This is a genomic window from uncultured Methanospirillum sp. (genome assembly GCF_963668415.2).
Classification (GTDB): Archaea; Halobacteriota; Methanomicrobia; order Methanomicrobiales; family Methanospirillaceae; genus Methanospirillum.
Window position 1 is genome coordinate 3,381,055 of the sequence record NZ_CAXXDL010000001.1, and the last position, 22,060, is coordinate 3,403,114.

The window sequence follows — 22,060 nt, forward strand, 5'->3', positions numbered from 1 at the left end:
CTGAAGAAGGCTGCCCCAGTAATCGTAGTTAGTCACTACGTTCTTGGTAAAGCAAAGCAGGATGAGGCTGTCGGTGGGGCTGGGACAATCATCGAGAAGATCGGTGATGTCATCTCTGTGGATCTTGTCACCGTACCGGGAGCCAAGGGATCTAACGGGGCGATGTTCGAATACTTAAAACACTTGGGACAGTAAAAAACGTATCTGAATTGGATTTCAAATTATATGAACTAAACAAATATAATGATAGGCTTATTAACTCCTGTAAGAATTATACAAAGGTACTGAAGAGGTTTTAGAAAAAAAACAAAATACTGCTCTAGAGAATGATACTTTTCTGGATCAATTATTTCAGGCAACATCGAATAATTTATATCTGAAATTCGTTATTCTAATTCCATTATTCCGAGAATTGGGTCGTTTTGTAATAGAAAGACCAAGAATGATTCTACCTGATTCATATAATTCGTTTGAGAAAATGCTTGAGATTTAAAATATGCAGTTAATCTGGAAATTTACTCTACAAAAGGTCCCTTCGGTGCTGGATATTAAATCAAGGTTCTGAATTTATGCCGGGATAGGAATACTCACTCCATTCCGGATGAAAGACATTCGAATCGAATTCTCATTGGTGTATTCTTCGGGAGTGAGCAGAATCAGATCAACCGGAATTTGGTATCGTTCAATGATTTTGTACAAGGCAGGTTTAATCCGTTTTCGTCGTTGGAGTGAATTAAGGTTTTCAAATGACGGAGATATGAGTGCAATGTCTACATCGCTTCCATCAATCGCAGTTCCATCAGATTGCGATCCAAATAGCACCAGTGTTGTTGTTTCTATCCCTAGTTTTCTAGTTTCACTCAAGAGGTCATCTATCAAAGATGTAACTCGCGTATCCATGTTAGAAATTCTCCTGTGTCCTCGATTATTCTCTTTGCCACATCTGCAGTGATCTCGTGAAGGAGGAGATCGAGTACCGGGGGATATCTGACCTTTTCACTTATATCTTTAAGAAGATCCATCAAGTCTTCGAATTGCTCCGGGACTCCACCGGGTATAGCCTGAATGAGAAAATCAAGGTTATGTGTCCGAGGAGGTTGATTGTTGAAATGATGAATATATAGAGCTTTCAAACCTTTTTCCACAGCCAGATGACAACAGAATACAGCTTTAGGATATTTCCCTCCATCGTCATGTTGGATGCGAATTGAGGGGAAGAAGAAATAAACGGGAAATAGGAAGCGGAGAACAAATGAATAATTAAATTAGGGAATATGTAAAATGTAAATAATGTGGAGAATATACCCTTTTTTGTATTTGCAGTTATTAGTATAATTTTTTTAATTTTATCGATTGTTTATACAGATTCTAAAAGGTTAGATAGAGTCTTTCAGTATATTATGCTAATATCTGCATTATCTGCAATTTTTACTTATATTGCTCCATTACAATCATCTGATCAAACTAAATATAATACATCTAATGTTACGTTTCATCCATATACACCAGAACCAATACAAAATATCCCTTGGACTAGGCTAACATCGGATACTGGATGGGGAGTTAAAAGTGAATTTAAATCCGTCGTTACACCTGACGGAAGTATAGTCGTAGTTGGGGGAAAATCTGGAGATTTATCATATAGTAAGGATGTCTGGTGCTCTCATGATAGAGGAAAGACATGGGCAATTATGACACCTAATGCATCTTGGTCCTTACGAGTTAGTTTTTCTTTAGTTTCTTTAGCAGATAATAGTATTTTGTTATTAGGTGGATTAGATGTATCTAATAACAATCAAACTTATTTGAATGATGTTTGGAAATCATCAGATTATGGAGCAAATTGGGAAAAAGCAACAAATATTTCAGAATGGTCTCCAAGAGTGGATACCAGTGTTTTGCTTACTCCTGATAATTATTTAATATTGATTGGTGGATATGATGGAGAAAATTATCTTAATGACGTTTGGATATCTAAAGATAAAGGGACACATTGGTCCCTTTTAACTTCATTTGCTGAATGGTCGCCTAGATCTGATCCTGTTTTATTCAATACACAAGATGGGCAATATTTATTAATTGGAGGTTTTAATTCAAATCTTGGAATTAATGATATTTGGGAGTCTAAAAATGGAGTGAATTGGAATAGAATAAAGGATACTGATTCGTTTTCATATCAAACTGTATCAAACCACAAAGGATCATATTATCAGATTAGGGCAGAAGTTTATGAATCAAAAGATAATTGCTTGAATTGGAAACAAATATCCGGAAAACCAGAATGGTATCCTAGAAGTTCCTATCAATGTTTGTATCTGCCAGATAATTCTATTATTGAATTAAGTGGTACATACGCGAAGGGTAAAAATCCTATCTACAATGAACCAGAACATAAAAATGATATTTGGAAACTTCAACTATAACTATTTTATTCCGTCATTAACATCGCCTGGAACTTAACCTCCCTGGTATGAATGATCTTGTCCACTACCCGGTGATACCCTGGAACCACTACGGGATCCAACGGGAACGCAGAACCTGACGTTCCAGATACCCGCTGGTTCTCACCGGAGAAGAGATCCATCCGACATTCCGCAGATCTTCGCAACTTCTTTAATTATATAAAAAGGTAAATTATTTATCTAAGTACGTCGATCACTGTATATTCAATGAATTTTGATGATATCTTCGTTTCAGGTTCAGATAGAACAATCGGTCATTTAGGATTGGTTGCTGGATGTTATGATTCTTTAAAAATCAGTGAGATCGTAGACAATCTCATCCCTAAAAATGGACAACATAAACTCACTCATGGTGATGCCCTTAAAGGAATGGTAATCAATGGCCTCGGATATATTGAACGCCGTCTTTATCTTTTTCCAGGTTTTTTTACAGACATTGCCGTTGAACGATTGTTTCACCAAGATGTGTGTGAAACCAACTTCAATGATGATGTAATTGGTCGAACTCTTGACGCAATACATGCATACGGTGAAACAGAACTCTTCAATCAGATCATTCTCCCTTCACTGGAAAATGAAGAGTTCTCAATCCATCTTGTTAATGCCGATACAACAAATTTCAGTGTGTATGGCGAGTATGATGGAGAAAGCCAAAGTCAGGAAATCTCAATAACTCATGGTCATCCTAAGGATGGCCGTTGGGATCTGAAACGGTTTTCTCTGGGAATGGCAACAAATCAATATGGCATCCCCCTCATGCTTCAAACCTTTTCAGGGAACGAATCTGACAAGAAAGCATTACTTGAGATAATCAATAAGGTCCGTATGAATCTAAATGCCGGTGACAAAGTGATTCACGTGGCGGATGCTGCATTTTATTCTGAAGACAATATCCAGACATTAGGTCTTCACACATTCTGGGTAAGCAGAGTTCCAATGACGATATCTGAAGCGATAGTTCTTAGGAATACGTCGGAACTCTTCATCCCATGTAAGGATGAGCGATACTCATGGTTTACTGCAAAATCTGAATATGCAGGAATACCCCAGAACTGGACCGTATTTCATTCAAATGAACAACAAAAGAAGAAAGAACCTTATTTCGAGAAGAGAATCCTGATTGAATTTGAGAAGACAAAAAAATCGCTCAAACACTTATGTTCTCAAAGATTTGCTGGTGAACCAGATGCAAAAATGGTTGCAGAAGAATGGATACAGAACCATCCTAAAATAATTTTCAGTTCATTTACGATTGACCAGGTCAGAGAGCGATTGGAGAAAAAACGGGGAAGACCTAAGAAAGAAGAACAGCTTGTGACAAAGTTCATTATTAACGCAGAAATATCTCTCAACCAGGTACTTATCGAACAAGAACGATCAATCCTTGGAAGGTTTATTCTTGCGACGAATGATCTGGATTTGGATCCTGATACAACTTTGAGTTATTATAAGGGACAGTCACAGGTGGAGAAAGGATTCAGGTTCCTGAAAGATAAAACATTCAGGGTTTCAGACGTGTTTTTGAAGAATATTGGAAGAATTCAGGCGTTGGCAATGGTAATGGTTCTCTGCCTTTATGTCTACGCTGTTGCTGAATACAGAGTGAGGAAAGGGCTGAGAGAAGCGAACGAAACCATACCTGATCAGACGGGAAAGCCAACATAAAAACCAACGATGAGATGGATATTTTTCCTTTTCAGAAGGGTAAAAGAAATATCACTTCGAATCGAGGGAATGATAGTCACGAAAGTTTTGAATCTTAATGACATCCTCATAAAAATTATCAGGTTCTTGGGGCCGCATTGTGAAAAATATTATTCGTTATGAGATCTCTGCGGAATGTCGGATTATCCATCAAAATGATGTATCTCATGGATATCTAACCAGAATGACCTGATAATTTCATCAGATACTATTCCGGGTTATTCAGATTCAGAAAAAAAAATATTGTATCAAATCTCATTTGTCGTTTATAGTTTCCAGCATTTGTTTGTATAATAATCAATTCTGCAAACTTGTTCATTGTCGACTATTGGCGAAAAAGACCCCCATCAAAGATTCCGTCAGAATGATTATTCTAATTCTTTTTGCGACATACTATAATACGACTACATAAGATAATATCACAATTAAAGACGGATGTACTATCCGCATAAACATTAATAATTTATCAAGCCATTACCCCATTCTTTGCACTATTGGGCTAATTTCACCAGTCTGTTTATTAACTTCATTTTTATTTAATATTATGAAGTTTGCATTACATATTATCTCATTAAAATATTCGATTGTAAAATGAATAATATCTCCATTTTGAATTTGATCAAAGTTTTTTATAATATTTGACTTTTCAGGATTAAATTGTAAAGGCCATTTTATTCGACCATTTTCACCCAATTTTACATACACAGATTCAATAACCGGACTATAATCGGAAAAAACTTGTTCTGATGATACAATTTCGATTCCTATTTTGACTGGGTATCTTTTATCTTCAAATCGAAATGTACCGTTATCTTCAGCACCAGATAAATCCATACTCTCATTTGGATCCATAAGAATTCTTACTTCGTTTACTCATATAATAATAATGATTAAACTTTAATTTTTTGAGAAGACCCTTAAATTACGATAAAATTGAGTTATCTTGCTATAACATTAGTTATATACAAAGCAGCTGTCCCTGATCCTTCATCACGGACAACACCGATCTCAACTAGACGTTTTATACTTCGTCTGACATGTGAGTAAGAACGGTATTGTTTTGCAAGATATGTACAAACATCTCCTTGTGAACATCCCGGGTGCTTTTCAATAGTTTGTTTGATCAATTCCTCAATTTCACTAAACTCTTTTCTGTTCATAGGATCCTCCTGATGGGTGATGCCATATGGGGGCTCCTCCAAAGTATATAGATCTTGCTATTTTTCTTTCAAATTCAGAAATCGGGCATTTTTTCGTCCTTTCAAAATTAGCGAAGTACTGATATTTCCAGATACAAACCCTCTGGTTTTCTGAGTGTTGTTTCCTTCAGACTGTGATCCGAACCCAAGCATACCGGAACCGTTCACAACGGTTCCCCCGGTCAGTCCGGATCCAACAACCCGCGAGATCTCATAACTTCCGTTCTGTAGCATTCCCGTGGTATACAGATCAGATACCTGGGCGGCCTGCACCCGGGATTCAGTCAGAAATGTACACGCGACTTCATCCAACACCGTTGGATGAGTTCGGGAATTCGTATAATCAGATGCTATGATAGGACCGCTTCCTCTAACTATCAGGTCAGTCTGAAATTCCTCATCTCCGGTAATGGTCCTGGACAATTGAGAGGTATCCACTGCCATAACCCGGGATGCAAACGATCCATTCTCGTTATTCCCGGAGCTCGCGATCATCATCGTTCCATCAGTTGAAATGGACGTACTGACATAATCAGCACCGACGAAAGCCGCGAGGACCAGGAAAAAGCAACCAGAAATTATAAACTTCCAATTTATTTTTCCGCCTCGGTTCGAAAAAAGAGAGAAGTTTATGCGAGAATCGCCACGGTATCAGCCCAGGACTCGATACCGGTGAGGATCGAATCAGACTCGTAGCTTGAAACGGTCAGGCTGTCGCGTTTGAAGGTGACATTGTAATTTTCACCGTTTGAAGCATGACATTTCAGGGTGCAACTGAATGAATCCTCTGAACTGTCGTGTGAAGGAGTCCCGCCCATCGCGGTACCAAGTGCAGCGGTCCCCACGATTGTGGTGATATCAGTGCTGAACGCTGCGGAAGTTGGAGCCTTCACTGAGATCTGACCGACCGTCTTGGCCTCTCCATTTTCATAGACGATCTTCCCTGAGTAATACTCAGATCCCCGGACAACAGCGGCAACGGCCTTACCGGCTGAAGTATATGCGACACAACCCCAGGGGTTATTATCGATCACATCTTGGACAAGAGCCAGGAAATTTGCAATGGTCTCAATCGGAGTGGTATGTTTCCTCTCCGCTGATTTTACTGCACCTTTCGATACAAAATCTGCCATTTTTTTTCCACCGGGATTATACTGGTATAAATAGATTTGGCCTTAACATAAATAAACGAAAAAAATGGAAGTGAAACGGGGGGGGATCAGGAGGAAAATTGTATTTTAAGGCTGTCTATGTGTGGGGAAGAAAAAAATTCAACTGGTTGAGTTACTATGCCTGAACGGGATTCACCTTGTGAAAAACAACCTGGGAGCATCGGAACTTCAACCTAAAACCCACCTTCTTCAGCGGGATGAATTATTATCGAATATTCACTCAATTTTAATCCTCAAGAAATTTCAGGTATAATTTAGTGAATAATATGATCAGAGATACTCAATCCTGGGCACTCCAAGTTCATCAAAATGGGTATCATTTGTGACAACGGTTGCCTGGACCTGAATGGCAGTGGCTGCAATTATTGCATCTGCGAGTGATATCTTTCGCTTTTTAAGATTTCCTGCAGAGATTGCAATATTAACATCCACCGGGACAACCTCCAGGGCAGTATTGAGCAATGCATGAATACACGCTTCACCTTCGCGTTTCATATCATTGCGAATATACAGATAACTCAATTCGGAAATGGTAATTGTAGAGATATATCCCTTCCGTGCTCGATCATCTACTTCTTCCAGATATGAGCCGATGATATCAGAATTATTTTCATCGTTAAAAAAAGTGAGCAGAGCGTGAGTATCAAACAGAAGAGGGATCATCTGTTCTACTGCTCCATCCTTCTCTCAAATCTTTTAACTCATCTTTCCATTTTTTTAAAGGAAACGCCCCTTTTAAATTATTCAGACGGTAGATTGGTTTTAGTGTGATCGTTCCCTTCTCATTTAAGATCTGGAAGTTATCTCCGCTATGGATGCCGAACTCCTGCATTATTTTATCAGGTATTTTGATAGTTCCATCTTTAGAAATAACGACACTATCCATGTGATTCTAATAGTATGCGTTATTACATATTCTTTGTTCCGAGGTAAGGTGGGCGGGACATGGCATATGGACCTCTCCAATCCACCGGGACCCATAACGCCGTCTTCTTCCCCGGACTCGCAATAATGTTCAGTACCTGCCGAACAATAGCACAATACATCTGTCCTCCAACCGGGATATAAAATTTAATCGCGAGTTGACGTACAGAAAGGCTACTGATCCCCTCTTGCAAATTCACCGGATCGAGGGGAAGTTCTACAACATTCGAAATGATAATTACCACATCTGATACTGGGATATCATGTGTGCCCACACCATCAATTTCTATCAGAACACAATCCCCGATGATCCGCAGTCTCCCCACTTTTTTTTAACGTCTCATAGTACCAGACCATGATCTTCTCCAAGGGAGATCGGAAAGAATAGATCTGAAAAAATCACACCTTCCCGGAGATCGCATGAATAATATGTCGGTTCACTGTTCCGTCATCCCCGAATAATTTCGGTGATTCATAACAGGTCCGACCAAACCGGAGAACCGGATCCTCTTGAGGGAAACACCCGAGAACCCGGAGATCAATAATCGACTCTTTTGTCTCCAGGTCCTTCTCTTCAAAATCTATACAAAGCCCTTTCAGTGTCGCTTTCAGTTTGTCGCAGTTCGGGCAGGTTTTCATTGTGTAGACAATAATCTGATTCATAATTCACCTATGCAAGTCGGGCCGTCGCTCCGCTCCGGCCCTCCCTCCACTCATTCATTCTTTGGACAATTCACAGGTATCAGGGATATTCAGCGGATCAGGTATCGGATGGTGTGTTTTATCACAGTAAAACCCGGACCTCCCAATCATAACAAACGGGCAGGTTTTACATTTTTCAACGATAATGATCCGAGTGGCCATTACCGGAGAACCTCCATAGTACAGATAGAAGCCTCATCTGCATACCGCCAGATCCCCTGATCTATCCCGGAAAAGAAGATCTCCTTACAAGCTTCGGTATCGACCAACGCATCATTACAGTCGATGAGATCCGCTCTCGGAATAATTTTGTACGCCTCTGCCAGTTTCGGGAACTTAAAGCCTCTACCGAAACCTCGTGACAGTTGACAAAAGGTGGTAGAGTTCACCATGGTGCAGAATTGCGGCTTCGACAGTTGATTACTGTTAATTTTTGCTCTCAAGCATTCGCTTCTGATAATATTCCGGTCATACTGCAGATTTTGACCAACCAGAAGATCAGCATCTTCTTCAGTTGCAGCAATGCAGAGATATCCTGCATGTTCAACGGTAGGCCGCTGTTGTCTGCATGCCGCTCTGGCATGGATGCTCTACAAAAAACTGGAATGAGTTATGATAAGATCGGAAGTCTGATCGGTATGGTGAAAGGTCAGTTCTCTGAAATCCACCAAAGAAAGATGAAAATGATACTCATGGCAAATTTGAGACCCTGATGAATAATTCCTACCAAAACCATTCACATATTAGAATGAACAGGCCAGATCTATTTCTCCTTTTTTTATCGTGTGATATCAGTCTGATACGAGAATGTCTTTTGTAGAAGAAGTGAAAAGCCGTCGACAAGCACAGAAAAGATAACTGATTACAAAGTGATGAAAAATGAAGCCCATTTCTCTCATTTTCTAGTTGGGCTTAATAAATTATTTTTTAAAGCCGCTGGAGGGACTTGAACCCTCGACCTGCTGATTACGAATCAGCCGCTATACCGCTAAGCCACAACGGCGTGCCTATATATGTCCATCTCCAGACATAAAAAAAAATCGTTAGATTATTTTTACGAGTACCCGGTCATTGAAGTTACGTTCTGTGCCTTTTCCTGTGATGCCTCAAGTGGCCGGAACTTCTGCTCGTATTCTCCAACAGTTCGCTGAAGTACCTGAAGCAGGTTCTTTGCATGGGTCGGAGAGATACTGACCACTGCTTTGCCTCGTGCCTGGTTAATTCCCGGAATCTGGTGAAGGAACATGAACGTAAACTCATCCTCTTTATAAGCGATCTGGATCATATTACTGTATACGGGCTCCAGGTTCGGGGGAATAGTCACCTGAATCTCATTTGAGGTCATACCTACATCTTATATGGGATCTGCATTAAATTGACCGAATCGAACAATAAAACCGGAGATGCGATCCCGATCTCATCTCTCATCCAGGCATACCGGTGTCCACGAAGGTTCTATTTTTCAAGACATGATACCATCCAGGCATCTGGAAAATACATAATCTGCAAACAGGTCTCACTCTGTAAAGATCAGAAACCTGATGAAGACACTCTCTGGGACGAGATCTCTCTGATTGATCCCGGAGTCGCGGCCGACCTGAGAGAATACCTTTCACTGTGCCTGGAGATGAACTCTCACACACCCCGGATCAATTACACAGACTGTGATATCCCGGTGAACTCTGACCGGTACGGGATCTATGGTCTTGTTGACAAGTATGATTCATCAGAAAAGATTATCTCAATCGTCCGAAACTCCGGTGCTCCGGAGTTTGGGTGCTGGTCAGATGACCGGGTCAGGCTTGCAGCATACCTTCTCTGCCTGAAGGAGTCGGCAGGCCTTGACATTGCAGGAGGATACATCGAGTATATTCCTGACGGGATAGTCAGGTACTGTGAACCACAACCCCGGGACCGGCGGAGAATGTTGCAGGCATTGCGAATGGCCCAAAAAGTGTTGAAGGGGGATCTCCCGGAAAAGCCGGTTCATGCTCCGTGTAAAAATTGTCTGTATACGGATCAGTGCAACCAGGACAAGCCCCGGACCCTGTCAAGTATTCTCTTCAAGAAGTGAGAGTGACCTGATGAATTCTCCCTTTGCTTCCCGGGTGGTTCCAACGATAAGCCATTTTTGATCGCCGTGCTTCTCCACGATACCCTGGGCCTCTATCCTCTCCCCTTTTTTCGCCTGACCGGTGTAGGTATGGGTAAAAGATAGCACACGAGTGATCTCCGGGTGAGATACTTCAAAGATTGACGGGCTGTCATACACAAATGTATCATCGGTGACTGTTGCCTCAATGGTTGTGGTACCAAGAACCTCCCCTTTACGCATGACAAAACCTGGCAGATCATCATACCCCCGGGAATATAGCAGGTCGAAATATGTACCATCTATCTGCCCGCGGTTCCATTTCCGCTGTTCATGAAGAATGAATTCGTCATACCCGAGATCCGGATTGCGTTTTTTATACACCGTCTTCCAGAGTGCATCATCAAGGTCTTCGATCTCACCTGATTCGATCCCTTGTCTCAGCCGTTCCTGTGCATGAGAAAACCACTTGCCGTACACAACACCATCAATGTCTGAACCGGAATCTGCGATTCCGCACAGTCTTGATCCGGTGACACCAAAGGTGCCATCAGGCAGTGCGAAGATCTCCCTGAACCGCTGTACCTGTCCGTCCCTTGCCGCAACTGCTGCCAATTGTTCTTCAGGTTTGAGGATCTCGGTGATATCTGAAAGAGGGATCTGGTGGACAAGGCCCGAGTACTCAGGTTTCTTCTTTTCTATAAGATCATACGCCTCTTCAAACGCGACCTTCCTGTATCGTGTTCCGGTTGGGTCAACCCGTTCGCCTGCCTGATCAGGGATATACCTGAGAACGCATCCGGCGCCACCGGCTGTATCATAAGCTGCAACTGCATACAGCCAGTTATCTGCATCACGAACAAAATCGCGGATTCGAAGTGGCCGTGAGTTCATTTAAGCCACTCTGCAAGTAATGCGGCTATCCGCTCAATGTCTGCACCAGGACGAATGATCTCCATGTTCACGAGGTCCACCACTGTTGAGGGGGTACCCCTGAGTGCCCCGACATCAATGGCAAGATCATGCGGAACCAGGGCATCGTTCACCGTTATCGGTGATGGTGCCCCCGAAAGGTTTGCACTCGTTGCTGTTATCGGGCTGTCAAACCTGTTGATGATCTCAAGTGCCACATCCTGTGCCGGGTATCTGATCCCGATGAGATTGGTTCCCGCGGTCAGGAGTGATGGAAGCACAGACCGGGCTTTCAGAACCAGCGTTACCGGCCCTGGCATGAACTCATCAAGAAACGCTTCTGCAATCTCATCCACATAGGCGACGGCTGCGATCATATCACGGTCACAGACCGCTATCGAGAGTGGCTTATGGTATTCGCGACCTTTTGCTTCGAACACCTTATGAATCGCCTCTTCTGAAAGGGCGTCAGCCCCGAGACCATAGAGTGTGTCGGTCGGATATACAATCAGTCCATCCTTATTGAGGACTTCAACTGCTTTTTTGATCTGTTCTTTCAAAATTTTCTCCCCTGAACCCGGTATATATTGAAGACTGCTATTGACGAGACATGCATAACTGCAAAGACACCGGCCTGTATTGGATCTGTCACAACCAGGTCTGCATGATCAACAACCGTTCCTGCCATGTTGAGAGCAATCACTGGAATTCCTGATGCCCTCACCCTGTCAACTGCTTTTGAGACCTCTCCCCCCATCAGGGAACCGGCAAGGACAAGCATGGAAGCTCTGGGCAACCGTGAAACCGCATCAACTGCCTGGGCAAGTGTCTTCTCACCGACGAGCGGGATGGTATCAACAGATATCTTCTCACCCCTGATATTATGCCGGTCAGCCTCGTTTACCGCTCCCAAGGCGACCTGGGCCACCTGTGCCCCCCCGCCGATGATGATCACCCGCTTTCCGAATATGTCTCCGAACGACCGGTGAATGATGACCTCACTTACCCCGGGAAGGTTCTGAAGACTGGTGATGAGATGATCCTCGATGATCTCTCCTTCGAACTCAACATAGAGTTCTTCATTCGTTTCATCACACTGTCCTTCACAGGCATCAAGATGTATCATGATGATGTTTGCCTGGTGTTCGGCAAACACTGTGGCAATATCTTTCAAGACCCCTGACTTGTTTCGTGCAATGATACATACTGCCTTGAGACCTTCTTCAGATGCCGTTCTGAATCACACCCATATCATGAATACCTGAATTTTCACTCTGTTCCTGATTCCAGAGTAGAGTTGGCGTTCCAAAAGATAGAATTTTCCTCGACATGAGTAACAAATGATGGTTATGGATCACGCCTGTGCATGATCCCCTGAAGAAGCATCTTGATAACCATACCTACGGCGAAGAGGCAGAGCAGCAGGACAAACCACATCAGCACCCCGACATTATCCTGAACAACCGGAACGTTTCCCAGGATATACCCTCCGAGCACAAGTCCTCCTGCCCAGAGAACTCCTCCTGCTATGTTGTAGATCAGGAACCAGCGGTAATGCATGTTTCCGATTCCAGCGAGGAACGGGGCAAAGGTCCTGATGTAAGGTACAAACCGTGCCACCACGATGGTCGCTCCTCCCCATCGTGCATAGAACTCCCTGGTGAACTCAATCCATTCGCCTTTTACGAATCCTGAGAGTCTCCCGGTCATCATCCTCTCACCGGCATATCGCCCGATCCAGAAGTTTACAGTATCCCCAAGGATGGCAGCTACTGCAACGATGACAAGCAGCGTCGGGAGATCAAGCACCCCGGATCCTGCAAGGGCTCCTGCAATAAACAGGAGTGAATCGCCAGGAAGGAATGGAGTTATCACAAACCCGGTTTCGCAGAAGATTATTATGAACAGGACAAGGTAGATGAGCGGTCCAAGTTCACCTGCCATCTGGGAGAGCGAGTGATCGAGATTGAGAAAGAGATCGAGAGGATTGACGGACATGCTCATAGGAGATTGTCTGTACCTCCTCATGAGGCTTCCCGCTTGTCAGGAAAAATTCAATGATAATAGTCTGCCTGATTCATTGTTTCATACGACTGTCGATAGGAGAATCATACAGAATGCGAAGACTCAACGCAGATGTGAAGACGGTTTTTCTTGTAATAATCAGACAGGCTAATATCAGGAGAAGACATATGCAGATCATCCATGATCAGGAAAGTACTTACTGCAGTTGACGGTTCACCTGAAGCAGACACCGCACTTCTGAAGGTGATTGAATATCTCAATCCCCAGGATATTGAATTACACGCGATTTATGTCATCTCCCCATCTAAATATGCAACAATTGAGGGAGCGGCCGGGTATGAAGGGATCTCAACGCTTCATGAGATCCGGGATCGGATCATCGCAGATGAGAAAGAGATGGTGACCGAGAGGGTGAAGAATATCGCCCACGATCACGGCATCACGATCAATCTGCTGGTAAGGCTCGGAGACCCGCGGAGTGAGATCCTGAAAGCTGCAGATGAGATAGGGGCAGACCTTATTGCAGTAGGTTCAACCGGGAAAGGTCTGGGCCAGCGGATTCTGCTTGGCAGTGTCAGTACCTACATCGTTACCCATGCCAGGATCTCCACGATTGTGATCAGGTAACGCGAGCACCAAAGCGTTCCCAATATCCACCTACCTACCTTTTATACTCCTGTGCAGAGTATTGCCCATGCTGCCCCAGACTCTTCTCTCACTGCTGCTCTGTTTGTTGATTCTGGTCTCCGGATGCACAGCACTAGAAAAGTCATCTGATTCTGTTTTTTCAGGATCCAATACCATGGATACCTACGGCTCAGCTCAGGAGGCAGCCGCTCCTGCTCCGGCTATGGCAGAAAAACGGATGACTGGTGGAACAAATCCGGTTGCAACACCATCAGGATCGCTCTCACCATCAGAACAGAAGATCATCAATACGGCAGATCTCTCCCTACAGGTTCCTGATGTCAGGAAGGCCGCGGAGTCTGTCAGAGAGATCGCCGCTTCTGTCGATGGTGCTATTCAGTCTTCATCAGTTTCAGCAGGACGCGAGGATCGGTACACCGGTGTTGTGACCGTTCGTGTTCCTTCAGCAAAGTTTGAGGAGACCCTGAAAGCTATACAGAGTCTTGGTAAAGTTATCACCAGCAGTGTCACAGCCCAGGATGTCACCGAAGAGTATGTCGATCTTGATGCCCAGAAGACTGCTCTGACAAACCAGCTCGCCCAGTATAACAGGATCCTCGGTCAGGCAGTCAATGTCTCTGAGATTCTTGAAGTTCAACGTGAGATCGAACGGATCCAGGTTGAACTCGACCGGATCACCGGGAAGATGAAGTACCTGGACAACAGGGTTGCCTTCTCTACTCTGACCATCCGGCTCTCAGAACCAGAGTCTGCGGTCCCTTCAACAGGGTATTCAATTTCATCAGTAATAAGTGAAGCCATATCAGGATTTACTGAAACTGTTGTCTGGCTGGTAGTTCTGATCATGACACTGCTCCCCGTCATCATCCTTGCTGCTGCCGGATACTTCATCTATTCCAGATGGAAGATCCGGCGTTCAGGCTGATCTTTCTGATCTATCCTATCCATTTTTAGCTTTAGGGTACACGAATCTATGACCTGCAAGGTCAAACCTGTTGTATGGATCAGATGCAGGAAGTGATGGTGCTGCGGGATGTCCTGATACCGGGAGGCAGGGTATGTGACATCACACTCTCCGGGGGAAAGGTCACTCATATCGGTGCATCAGAAAGAGCAGATACAGTCTGCAGGTGCAGTGATCTGCTCGTGCTTCCTGCAGGTATCGATATGCACGTGCATATGCGGGACGGGTCCCAGGCACACAAAGAGGACTGGGAGTCAGGTACAAAAAGCGCTCTTGCAGGCGGTGTCACGGTTGTTATCGACCAGCCGAACACAATACCTCCTGTTACAACCGGGAAGATCCTACAGGACCGTGCTCACCTGGCAGAAAAACAGACCTACTGTCACTTTGCCATCAACGCAGGAGTAACTACAGATGCAGACCTTGATGGTATGTCCCGTGCAGGTGCGATGGCATTTGGCGAGACCTTTGCAGGCCCCTCAAGTTATGGTGAGGCATTATCACGTGACGATCTCAAATCAGCCATTCATAAAATCAGGAGTCTTGACGGGCTGATAACCCTCCATGCAGAGGTTGTGCAGGAGGGTCAGGATACCACTCTTGCTGCTCATGATACCCTGCGATCCATTGCTGGTGAGCGGGAGGCAGTGAGGATGATCCGGGATCTCACCCCGCCCGGATCACGGATTCATTTCTGCCATGTATCAGCTGCTGATACGATTGCAGATATCAGGGAACAGGGTAGTGGAACTATCGAAGTTACTCCTCATCATCTCTTCCTCTCTCATGAAACCTGCGAACCTGAAGATACACATGCCAAGGTGAATCCTCCAATCCGGACAGAGGCAGAACGGAAGAGGCTCTGGGAATGCTGGGACTCGATCGATGTCATTGCTTCTGATCATGCCCCCCATACTCAGCAGGAAAAGTCAGCAGGTTTCCATGATGCACCATCCGGGATACCGGGAGTTGAGACCATGATTCCTCTTCTGATGGCAGAAGTGCTAGAGGGGCGGATACCTCTTACCGACGTAATACAAAAGACCTCAACAAGACCTGCACAGATACTCGGGATTGAACCAGCCGGGTATCAGCCGGGAATGCGTGCCGATTTTGCGCTCTATCCAAAGACCTGTAGAAAGATTCGTGCAGACGATCTCTCATCCAAAGCTGGATGGACTCCGTATGAGGGCATGGTCGGTGTATTTCCCAGTCAGGTTATCATGTCAGGGCAGATTGCGTGTGAAAATGAGAACTGTATCAGAACAGATCCCATGTGGCTGAAGGGAAGAGGCTATATTCCGGAGAAGTGAATAGTGTGGTGTGCCTTCCTCATTTCCATAGGTCCCCGGGAGATCTAATGAAGACTCAAGATATGATCCATGGGACAACCCGGAAATGGTACATATTACGGCACCGCCCGGCAGAGGGCGTTTAATGGGTGAAGGACGGCAAAAGCCACTGATGAACACCATTTGTTAATGCCGGGTGACAACTCTTATGACCACTCCTGATGAGATCAGGTCTGCACTTCTCGCTGTTGACGGCGGGACTATTTTTACGATCGAAGTATCAACCGGCAGCCGTATGGAACGGTTCCCCACCGGGTATAACCCCTGGCGTCAGGCGATTGGTATCCAGGTAAAAGCCCAGGCAGTTGAAGGAAAAGCCAACAAAGCGATCATCAGTCTTATTGCTGAAACCCTTGCAGTACCGAAGAGTGCTGTGCAGATAATCAGCGGGCAGACATCCTCGATCAAACGGATCAGGGTAGATGGGATCACTGATGTGACCCTTGGGCAGAGTCTTGCTGAGCTGATGTCAACGTTTTCGTAGTTTTTTTGACTGGTTCTGCAGCTCATCATCGTATTGTTTAAATACTTTGTGAGAGACTGTCTTGCCATATTATGATACTTATTATTGCTCGCGGAGGTTGTGGGATTGTATGAGCAGGAGACTACGAAATACCGGATTCACCTTACCGTTCAGGCAGACGGGGTGGTTGACCGGTCAGACGTAGTCGGTGCTATCTTTGGGCAGATCGAGGGCCTGCTCGGCTCTGAACTGGAACTGCGAGAGCTGCAGCGTCAGGGCAGGCTCGGCCGTATCGATGTCAGGGTTGTGAGCAGGCAGGGCAGATCATCAGGTGAGATCCTGGTCTCCACCTCACTTGATCGTGCTGAAACCGCCATCCTGGCTGCATCCATGGAGACGATCAGCCGGGTCGGCCCCTGTACTGCACAGGTACAGGTTCAGAACATTGAGGACATCAGGGTCACCAAACGGAACCAGATCATCGAACGGGCAAAATCTCTGCTTCTGGAGTTTGAGGAACCTGGAATAGATCCTGACTCCCTCATCGATGCAGTCAGGGAGAGTCAGCGTGTGGAGAAGATAGAGACCATCGGCCCGGATAATGTTCCTGCCGGCCCGAATGTCCTGCAGTCAGATGCCATTATTGTGGTTGAAGGCAGAGCAGATGTGATAAACCTCCTTCGGGCCGGGATAAAGAATGCCATTGCAGTTGAAGGAACCAGCGTTCCGGGTACGATCATCAACATGTGCCACAAAAAGACTGCAACGGCATTCCTGGATGGTGACCGCGGGGGCGATCTTATTCTCCGTGAGCTCCTTGAAGTCACTGACATCGACTTTGTTGCATTTCCTCCCAGGGGAGAGTCGGTCGAGGATCTCTCACGCAAGGAGATCATCAAGTCTCTGCGTAACAAGGTACCGATCGAGTACGTGCTTGAAGATCGTGTAGCCGAGTACCTTTCAAACCGGGGCAAAGAGGAGAAACGAGTTCATAAGAGTGAAGTACCTGAAGAACAGGCAATTCCATCTGAAACATCTGAAGGTTCGATAGAAGAATCAGAATCCTCTGAACCAGTATCAGAGTCTACACCGGCACCATCTGAATCTCCTGTTGAAGAGGTGTCAGAACCTCCGTATCAACCAAGATCGGTCTTTACCCATATCAGTGAGGTTCGAGAAAGGGGAGTTATCAGAATGCTCTCGGGAGAAGGAGATGTGGCACTTGAGATGCCGGTTTCACAGATTGAGGAGTCCGCAATTCCTGACGATCAGACATTTCAGGGAGTTGTCATCGACCAGGATGTCAATCAGCAGCTTCTTGACCAGCTCTCCCTCCTTGGCATCAAATTCCTGGCTGCCCCCTCTTTTACCGGTATAGTCCGTCGACCTGCATCTGTCCGTCTTATTCCCTTCAGATAAGCGAACGAACCTAATATTTTATATTTTTCAGGTCAATGTATAAATGAGGAGTGATAGTGTGCATAAAGAGGAACTGATCTCACTCCATCAGATGCTCATCGACGTGAAGGATTATCTTCAGGAGAATAACCCTGATTCTGACTTTAGTGAGTACGAGTCGCTGAAGATAACTCCTACACAGATTCACCGGAGCAAAGTGGAGCACAAATACGCGATATTTGTGTTGGGAAATGCTATCGCAAAAGCGATGAAAGATATTGAGAATCCTTCAACTGCCCATATGTCATCCCGTATGCAGGAGATGGCTGAAAAAGCTCTGAAGGAGATCGAGTGTGGATCCTGACCCCTGATTGGGTCCACATGTTATTAGCACTGGTTTACTGCTTTTCTTGTTTTCTCTGTCCGACCAAATACTCGGCCAGAAGCCTTGGGATTGGAGCCTCCATACAATGCCAGTTTGGTGTCCCGTTCACTTCCAGAACAGTGTACGAATCGTCATGAATCAGAAGATCAACTCCTCCATAGTCCACTCCTGCACTTCTGGTAGCCCGGGATGCGATGTCATTGATCTCAGGAGTGATGGAGACTGCACTCCCGCATCCTCCCTGATGAATATTGTGGGTCAGGCTGTCTGATACACGCATAATTGCCCCGACTGCTTCCCCGTCAATCACAAAGACCCTGAAGTCCCGGTCGTTCGGGATGTACTCCTGCAGGTAGTATGGTGGAGCGCCGAGTTGCTCTTCTGATTCTACAAGGACAATCCCCACTCCGTCAAATCCGTACACCGGCTTTGAGACCGCCTTCCCATGCTTTCTGATAAATTCTCCAGCGAGGTGACGTGACTCGGTAAAGAATGTTTCAGGTGTTGGAACCCTGTCTCTCATCAGAAGGGCCGAAGTCTTCACTTTGCTTGCGCAGGTGACGATTCCTTCTGGTGGATTGATAACCCTGTTATGGAGGGCGATGGCAGAGAGTGCCTCGAAGTTGTGTCCGTTCTGTCTGATACCGCAGGCCCAGATGGTCTCTCCTTCCATCCCGCATGAGAACGGATCCATTGCTTCAAGGAAGACTGCCCGGTATGGTTCTCCCATCCGGTCAAGTTCATCCAACACCATGCGGGTAGAGTTATCAGATGGAATATCGGTTGGTTTTGGAATTATCGTGATCATAATAAAAGAGGGGTTATTCTGCCGGCTGGCTGAACTTCTTCCATACCTGCTCGCGGTATACCGGGCCGCTGTTGTAGGTGCAGAAGGGTATCAGTTTCCCGTCAGGTGTGGCGTAATGGATGCAGCACCGGTTCACCCGGTCCAGGTCATAGTTGTAGTTATCCATGAAATGCATCGTGCCGATGAAGAGTGCATTCCAGTGGAACGATCTGAGGGAGTCGAAGTTATGGGTGATCAGGGTTTTTCCCAGGATCTTCCAGACATCAAGTCCTTTATTCTTCTCGTCACCCTTAAACTGGTTGTAAAACTCACGCAGCCCGTTGATTGCAACCATCTTCTTGGAGAGTGTACCGCTCTTCTCAAGTTTTCGTGTCAGTTGTTCAATCGAGTTGAAGAACGCATCCACATCAACGATCCGGTTAATTGGAACCATACCCTCTTCCCTGACAAAGATATAGGTTGCAGCGCCGCAGTGCTGGTGTGCTGTGAATTTTATCTGCGATTTTCCTGTGTATGCCTCGACAAAGTCAGAGACCGGAACAACACATGGCACAGGATAGAAATCCTCCTTCAGGATGGCTCCGTCTGTCTGTGATTCGATCCGGTCAAGAAGTTCAGGGATGGTGATCCGTTCTCTGGCGATATCCTCCTGGCTGGCTGCACCGGTAAATGAGACCGGCTGGAAGTTGACACCCCTGATCACCGAGATATTCTCTGTTGCAAACCGGACGATCCCGCCGACCTCGTGATCGTTCTTTGTCTTGATGATCGTGGGCACCAGGACGATCCCGAGTCCGACCTTTTTACAGTTCTCAACGGCCTTCAGATCATGCACAAGTTTGAAGTTGGTCTCCTTTGTAACTCCGTCAAAGTGCAGATACACAGTCTGGAGCCCGGCTTCCTTGAGTTGTCGTGCATAATCCGGATCAGATGCGAGTTTTATGCCGTTGGTAGCGAGCTGGACCTGGAGAAATCCAAGCTCTTTTGCCATACGGAGGATCTCAAGAAGATCCTCCCGCATGGTCGGCTCCCCGCCAGCGAACTGGACTGCCGGAGCCGGGTTCGGTTTTTCTGAACGAAGTACCTGGAGCATTCCTCTGATCTGCTCGAAGGTTGGTTCATATACATACCCGCAGGCCCTGGCGTTCGCAAAACAGAACTCACAGTTCAGATTACACCGGTTTGTCAGGTCGATATTGGCAAGCAGTGTTGTTGAGTGGTGGTGATTACAGATTCCACAGTCATTTGGACAGTTGCTGATATCAGTGGTTATCTGAGGATTATCCAGACCATTACCGGTAATATTGTATTCATCAAAACGCTTGTACAGATCAGCATCATCCCAGTACAGAAACGAGAACGAACCGTGCTCAGGGCATGTGCGATCAATATATATCTGCCCCTCCCGCTCATTGATTTCAGCATCAAGAACTTTTTTGCATTCAGGGCAGAGACTCTTTGTCTTTTTCAGAAGTATCATATCACCCACCACAGGTTTGAGGATAACAGGTTCGAACGCTTGTATCTGTTATTTATGCAGATTAGACGCTTATATTTATTCAGGAGTGGGCATCTATAATCTTCGATCTCCTTCTTATCATAGCATCAGCCTTCTGGGTGATGCTCCCTGCATATGTTCCGAATTCGGCAGCAGCCGCTGTTGGCGGGGGAATCCCTATTGACTGCGGACGTAGCTGGCGTGATGGAAAAAGAATTCTCGGAGACGGAAAAACCATCAGAGGGTTTTGCGGGGGAGTGGCATGTGGCTGTATCGTTGGTCTGCTTCAGATTATGGCGCAGGGGTATCCTGCTTTCTCTGCACTTCCACGGATGAGTATCCTTCCGGTCTTTCTTCTTGCAACCGGAGCACTTGCAGGTGACATGGTGAAGAGTTTCTTCAAGCGAAGAGCCGGCATTGAACGTGGAGGGAGCTGGCCATTTGTTGACCAGTATGATTTCGTTGCTGGTGCATTCCTCTTCCTCTTCATCGGCGATCCAGCCTTTGCGTTCTCCTTCCTCACGCTACCGGTGATCATTACGATTCTTATTATCACCCCGGTGCTGCACCGGGTGGTAAATATTATCGGATACAAAATGGGAGTGAAAGACGTTCCATGGTAGAAAAAAGTCTTAAAGATCTGTTGATCCAGGTTGATGCCATTCGTTTTGGTGATTTTACGCTTGCTTCAGGAAAGAAGAGTTCTGTCTATATTGATATCAAGATGGCAATGACACATCCTGACATCCTGAAAGCGATCGCAGCATCTGTCATGAATCAGGACATTGACTGGGATGTTGTCGCGGGGGTTGCTGTCGGTGGTGTTCCCCTGGCTGTCGCGTCATCACTTGAGAGTGGGAAGCCGTATGTGATCATCAGGAAAGAACAGAAGACACACGGGCTCTCCTCACTGATCATCGGTGACGTGAAAGGAAAACGAGTCCTCATGATAGAAGATGTGACCACGTCCGGGGGATCTGCCCTCTTTGGTGTCGACCAGATCAGACAGGCAGGCGGTGTTATCACCGATATAATCTCTGTTGTGGATCGGGGTGAAGGAGCAGAAGAGACGCTATCAAAGGCTGGAATACGGCTGACACCCCTTGTCTCCAAGAGTGAACTGGTACAGAACTAATAACAGAACTGCTATCAGTGTATGTTCTGACCCGTTTCCACCTTTATGATCTCAATAATCTTCGTTACCTCTTCTGATGAAATTCAGAAGGCAGGGTAAACGAAAGATCGTCAGGGTAATTACGCATGGCCGACAAATAGTCACAGACAGAAAATCAGGCAGGCAACTGCATCATATATCTGATCTGGCAGCTGTCGTCCACGTGTTACTCTTATAC

The 22,060-nt window shown here is 45.5% G+C and carries 29 protein-coding genes, 1 tRNA gene and 1 pseudogene; 12 read left to right on the forward strand and 19 right to left on the reverse strand.

Annotated features, from left to right (window positions below):
• Positions 1-567: 567 nt before the first annotated feature.
• The gene (locus tag ACHZA2_RS15960) at positions 568-900 is read right to left on the reverse strand and encodes a nucleotidyltransferase domain-containing protein (protein WP_319580519.1); all 333 of its coding nucleotides are present in this window, start codon (positions 898-900) and stop codon (positions 568-570) included.
• Positions 876-1,145: a HEPN domain-containing protein gene (locus ACHZA2_RS15965; RefSeq protein WP_394698606.1), complete on the reverse strand. Its 270-nt coding sequence runs from the start codon at positions 1,143-1,145 to the stop codon at positions 876-878. The genes ACHZA2_RS15960 and ACHZA2_RS15965 overlap by 25 nt, the downstream gene beginning before the upstream one ends.
• A 147-nt stretch (positions 1,146-1,292) precedes the next feature.
• Between ACHZA2_RS15965 and ACHZA2_RS15970 the strand changes: the two genes are divergently transcribed.
• Positions 1,293-2,423 (forward strand): sialidase family protein, encoded by a 1,131-nt coding sequence (locus tag ACHZA2_RS15970; protein ID WP_319580520.1) that lies wholly within the window; start codon positions 1,293-1,295, stop codon positions 2,421-2,423.
• Between the two features lie 5 nt (positions 2,424-2,428).
• Here ACHZA2_RS15970 and ACHZA2_RS15975 read toward each other — a convergent pair whose 3' ends face one another.
• Positions 2,429-2,584 (reverse strand): hypothetical protein, encoded by a 156-nt coding sequence (locus ACHZA2_RS15975; protein WP_319580521.1) that lies wholly within the window; start codon positions 2,582-2,584, stop codon positions 2,429-2,431.
• Between the two features lie 85 nt (positions 2,585-2,669).
• Between ACHZA2_RS15975 and ACHZA2_RS15980 the strand changes: the two are divergent.
• A pseudogene (locus ACHZA2_RS15980) lies at positions 2,670-4,289 on the forward strand (IS1634 family transposase).
• A gap of 351 nt (positions 4,290-4,640) precedes the next feature.
• On the opposite strand, the gene ACHZA2_RS15985 reads toward ACHZA2_RS15980, so the two are convergent.
• The 6 genes from ACHZA2_RS15985 to ACHZA2_RS16010 form a co-directional block, all read right to left on the reverse strand.
• Entirely contained in the window at positions 4,641-5,018 is a 378-nt protein-coding gene (locus tag ACHZA2_RS15985; protein ID WP_319580522.1) for a hypothetical protein, read from the reverse strand.
• An 86-nt stretch (positions 5,019-5,104) separates the two neighbouring features.
• On the reverse strand, positions 5,105-5,326 hold the full coding sequence (locus ACHZA2_RS15990; RefSeq protein WP_319580523.1) for a hypothetical protein: 222 nt from the start codon (positions 5,324-5,326) through the stop codon (positions 5,105-5,107).
• Positions 5,327-5,383: 57 nt separating this feature from the next.
• Positions 5,384-5,863, reverse strand: coding sequence for a hypothetical protein (locus tag ACHZA2_RS15995; protein WP_319580524.1), 480 nt, complete (start codon positions 5,861-5,863; stop codon positions 5,384-5,386).
• 131 nt (positions 5,864-5,994) lie between these two features.
• Positions 5,995-6,498, reverse strand: a complete 504-nt coding sequence (locus ACHZA2_RS16000; protein ID WP_319580525.1) for a hypothetical protein — start codon at positions 6,496-6,498, stop codon at positions 5,995-5,997.
• Between the two features lie 309 nt (positions 6,499-6,807).
• Positions 6,808-7,200: a PIN domain-containing protein gene (locus ACHZA2_RS16005; RefSeq protein WP_319580526.1), complete on the reverse strand. Its 393-nt coding sequence runs from the start codon at positions 7,198-7,200 to the stop codon at positions 6,808-6,810.
• Positions 7,181-7,423 (reverse strand): hypothetical protein, encoded by a 243-nt coding sequence (locus tag ACHZA2_RS16010; RefSeq protein ID WP_319580527.1) that lies wholly within the window; start codon positions 7,421-7,423, stop codon positions 7,181-7,183. Before ACHZA2_RS16010 ends, ACHZA2_RS16005 begins: the two co-directional genes overlap by 20 nt.
• A gap of 59 nt (positions 7,424-7,482) precedes the next feature.
• On the opposite strand from ACHZA2_RS16010, the gene ACHZA2_RS16015 reads away from it, so the two are divergent.
• Positions 7,483-7,605, forward strand: coding sequence for a hypothetical protein (locus tag ACHZA2_RS16015; protein WP_319580528.1), 123 nt, complete (start codon positions 7,483-7,485; stop codon positions 7,603-7,605).
• 255 nt (positions 7,606-7,860) lie between these two features.
• Here ACHZA2_RS16015 and ACHZA2_RS16020 read toward each other — a convergent pair whose 3' ends face one another.
• The 4 genes from ACHZA2_RS16020 to ACHZA2_RS16035 all read right to left on the reverse strand — a co-directional run bounded on the left by ACHZA2_RS16020 (position 7,861) and on the right by ACHZA2_RS16035 (position 9,508).
• Positions 7,861-8,124, reverse strand: a complete 264-nt coding sequence (locus ACHZA2_RS16020; protein WP_319580529.1) for a glutaredoxin domain-containing protein — start codon at positions 8,122-8,124, stop codon at positions 7,861-7,863.
• Between the two features lie 478 nt (positions 8,125-8,602).
• On the reverse strand, positions 8,603-8,746 hold the full coding sequence (locus ACHZA2_RS16025; protein WP_319580530.1) for a hypothetical protein: 144 nt from the start codon (positions 8,744-8,746) through the stop codon (positions 8,603-8,605).
• Positions 8,747-9,094: 348 nt separating this feature from the next.
• A tRNA-Thr gene (locus ACHZA2_RS16030) sits at positions 9,095-9,166 on the reverse strand.
• Positions 9,167-9,217: 51 nt separating this feature from the next.
• Positions 9,218-9,508 carry a DUF3467 domain-containing protein gene (locus tag ACHZA2_RS16035; RefSeq protein WP_319537896.1) on the reverse strand — a complete coding sequence of 97 codons (291 nt, stop codon included), beginning with the start codon at positions 9,506-9,508 and terminating at the stop codon, positions 9,218-9,220.
• A gap of 30 nt (positions 9,509-9,538) precedes the next feature.
• Between ACHZA2_RS16035 and ACHZA2_RS16040 the strand changes: the two genes are divergently transcribed.
• Positions 9,539-10,237: a Dna2/Cas4 domain-containing protein gene (locus ACHZA2_RS16040; protein WP_319580531.1), complete on the forward strand. Its 699-nt coding sequence runs from the start codon at positions 9,539-9,541 to the stop codon at positions 10,235-10,237.
• Here ACHZA2_RS16040 and ACHZA2_RS16045 read toward each other — a convergent pair.
• From ACHZA2_RS16045 to ACHZA2_RS16060, 4 genes are all read right to left on the reverse strand, one after another.
• Positions 10,214-11,149 carry a DNA polymerase subunit beta gene (locus ACHZA2_RS16045; protein WP_319580532.1) on the reverse strand — a complete coding sequence of 312 codons (936 nt, stop codon included), beginning with the start codon at positions 11,147-11,149 and terminating at the stop codon, positions 10,214-10,216. The genes ACHZA2_RS16040 and ACHZA2_RS16045 overlap by 24 nt on opposite strands.
• Complete coding sequence (locus tag ACHZA2_RS16050; protein WP_319580533.1) at positions 11,146-11,727, reverse strand: L-threonylcarbamoyladenylate synthase; 582 nt, start codon at positions 11,725-11,727, stop codon at positions 11,146-11,148. The genes ACHZA2_RS16045 and ACHZA2_RS16050 overlap by 4 nt, the downstream gene beginning before the upstream one ends.
• Positions 11,724-12,341 (reverse strand): DUF5612 domain-containing protein, encoded by a 618-nt coding sequence (locus tag ACHZA2_RS16055; RefSeq protein WP_394698607.1) that lies wholly within the window; start codon positions 12,339-12,341, stop codon positions 11,724-11,726. The genes ACHZA2_RS16050 and ACHZA2_RS16055 overlap by 4 nt, the downstream gene beginning before the upstream one ends.
• A 173-nt stretch (positions 12,342-12,514) precedes the next feature.
• Positions 12,515-13,165 (reverse strand): VTT domain-containing protein, encoded by a 651-nt coding sequence (locus tag ACHZA2_RS16060; protein ID WP_319580534.1) that lies wholly within the window; start codon positions 13,163-13,165, stop codon positions 12,515-12,517.
• Positions 13,166-13,372: 207 nt separating this feature from the next.
• On the opposite strand from ACHZA2_RS16060, the gene ACHZA2_RS16065 reads away from it, so the two are divergent.
• The 6 genes from ACHZA2_RS16065 (at position 13,373) to ACHZA2_RS16090 (ending at position 18,381) form a co-directional block, all read left to right on the forward strand.
• Positions 13,373-13,819: a universal stress protein gene (locus ACHZA2_RS16065; protein ID WP_319580535.1), complete on the forward strand. Its 447-nt coding sequence runs from the start codon at positions 13,373-13,375 to the stop codon at positions 13,817-13,819.
• A 67-nt stretch (positions 13,820-13,886) separates the two neighbouring features.
• On the forward strand, positions 13,887-14,765 hold the full coding sequence (locus tag ACHZA2_RS16070) for a DUF4349 domain-containing protein (protein WP_319580536.1): 879 nt from the start codon (positions 13,887-13,889) through the stop codon (positions 14,763-14,765).
• Positions 14,766-14,839: 74 nt separating this feature from the next.
• Positions 14,840-16,117 (forward strand): dihydroorotase, encoded by a 1,278-nt coding sequence (pyrC, locus tag ACHZA2_RS16075; protein WP_319580537.1) that lies wholly within the window; start codon positions 14,840-14,842, stop codon positions 16,115-16,117.
• Positions 16,118-16,304: 187 nt separating this feature from the next.
• Positions 16,305-16,640 (forward strand): DUF167 domain-containing protein, encoded by a 336-nt coding sequence (locus ACHZA2_RS16080; RefSeq protein WP_319580538.1) that lies wholly within the window; start codon positions 16,305-16,307, stop codon positions 16,638-16,640.
• A gap of 105 nt (positions 16,641-16,745) precedes the next feature.
• The gene (gene dnaG / locus ACHZA2_RS16085) at positions 16,746-18,038 is read left to right on the forward strand and encodes a DNA primase DnaG (RefSeq protein ID WP_319540883.1); all 1,293 of its coding nucleotides are present in this window, start codon (positions 16,746-16,748) and stop codon (positions 18,036-18,038) included.
• Positions 18,039-18,096: 58 nt separating this feature from the next.
• On the forward strand, positions 18,097-18,381 hold the full coding sequence (locus tag ACHZA2_RS16090; RefSeq protein ID WP_319537887.1) for a UPF0058 family protein: 285 nt from the start codon (positions 18,097-18,099) through the stop codon (positions 18,379-18,381).
• 34 nt (positions 18,382-18,415) lie between these two features.
• On the opposite strand, the gene ACHZA2_RS16095 is transcribed toward ACHZA2_RS16090, so the two are convergent.
• Together ACHZA2_RS16095 and tes are read right to left on the reverse strand one after the other, a co-directional pair.
• A complete protein-coding gene (locus ACHZA2_RS16095; protein WP_319580539.1) occupies positions 18,416-19,210 on the reverse strand; it encodes an ATP-grasp domain-containing protein in 795 nt (264 codons plus the stop codon).
• Positions 19,211-19,223: 13 nt separating this feature from the next.
• Positions 19,224-20,687, reverse strand: coding sequence for a tetraether lipid synthase Tes (tes, locus tag ACHZA2_RS16100; RefSeq protein WP_319580978.1), 1,464 nt, complete (start codon positions 20,685-20,687; stop codon positions 19,224-19,226).
• A gap of 143 nt (positions 20,688-20,830) precedes the next feature.
• On the opposite strand from tes, the gene ACHZA2_RS16105 reads away from it, so the two are divergent.
• Both ACHZA2_RS16105 and pyrE read left to right on the forward strand, forming a co-directional pair.
• Positions 20,831-21,331, forward strand: a complete 501-nt coding sequence (locus ACHZA2_RS16105; protein ID WP_319580540.1) for a CDP-2,3-bis-(O-geranylgeranyl)-sn-glycerol synthase — start codon at positions 20,831-20,833, stop codon at positions 21,329-21,331.
• Positions 21,325-21,843: an orotate phosphoribosyltransferase gene (gene pyrE, locus ACHZA2_RS16110; RefSeq protein WP_319580541.1), complete on the forward strand. Its 519-nt coding sequence runs from the start codon at positions 21,325-21,327 to the stop codon at positions 21,841-21,843. Before ACHZA2_RS16105 ends, pyrE begins: the two co-directional genes overlap by 7 nt.
• Positions 21,844-22,060 lie beyond the last annotated feature (217 nt).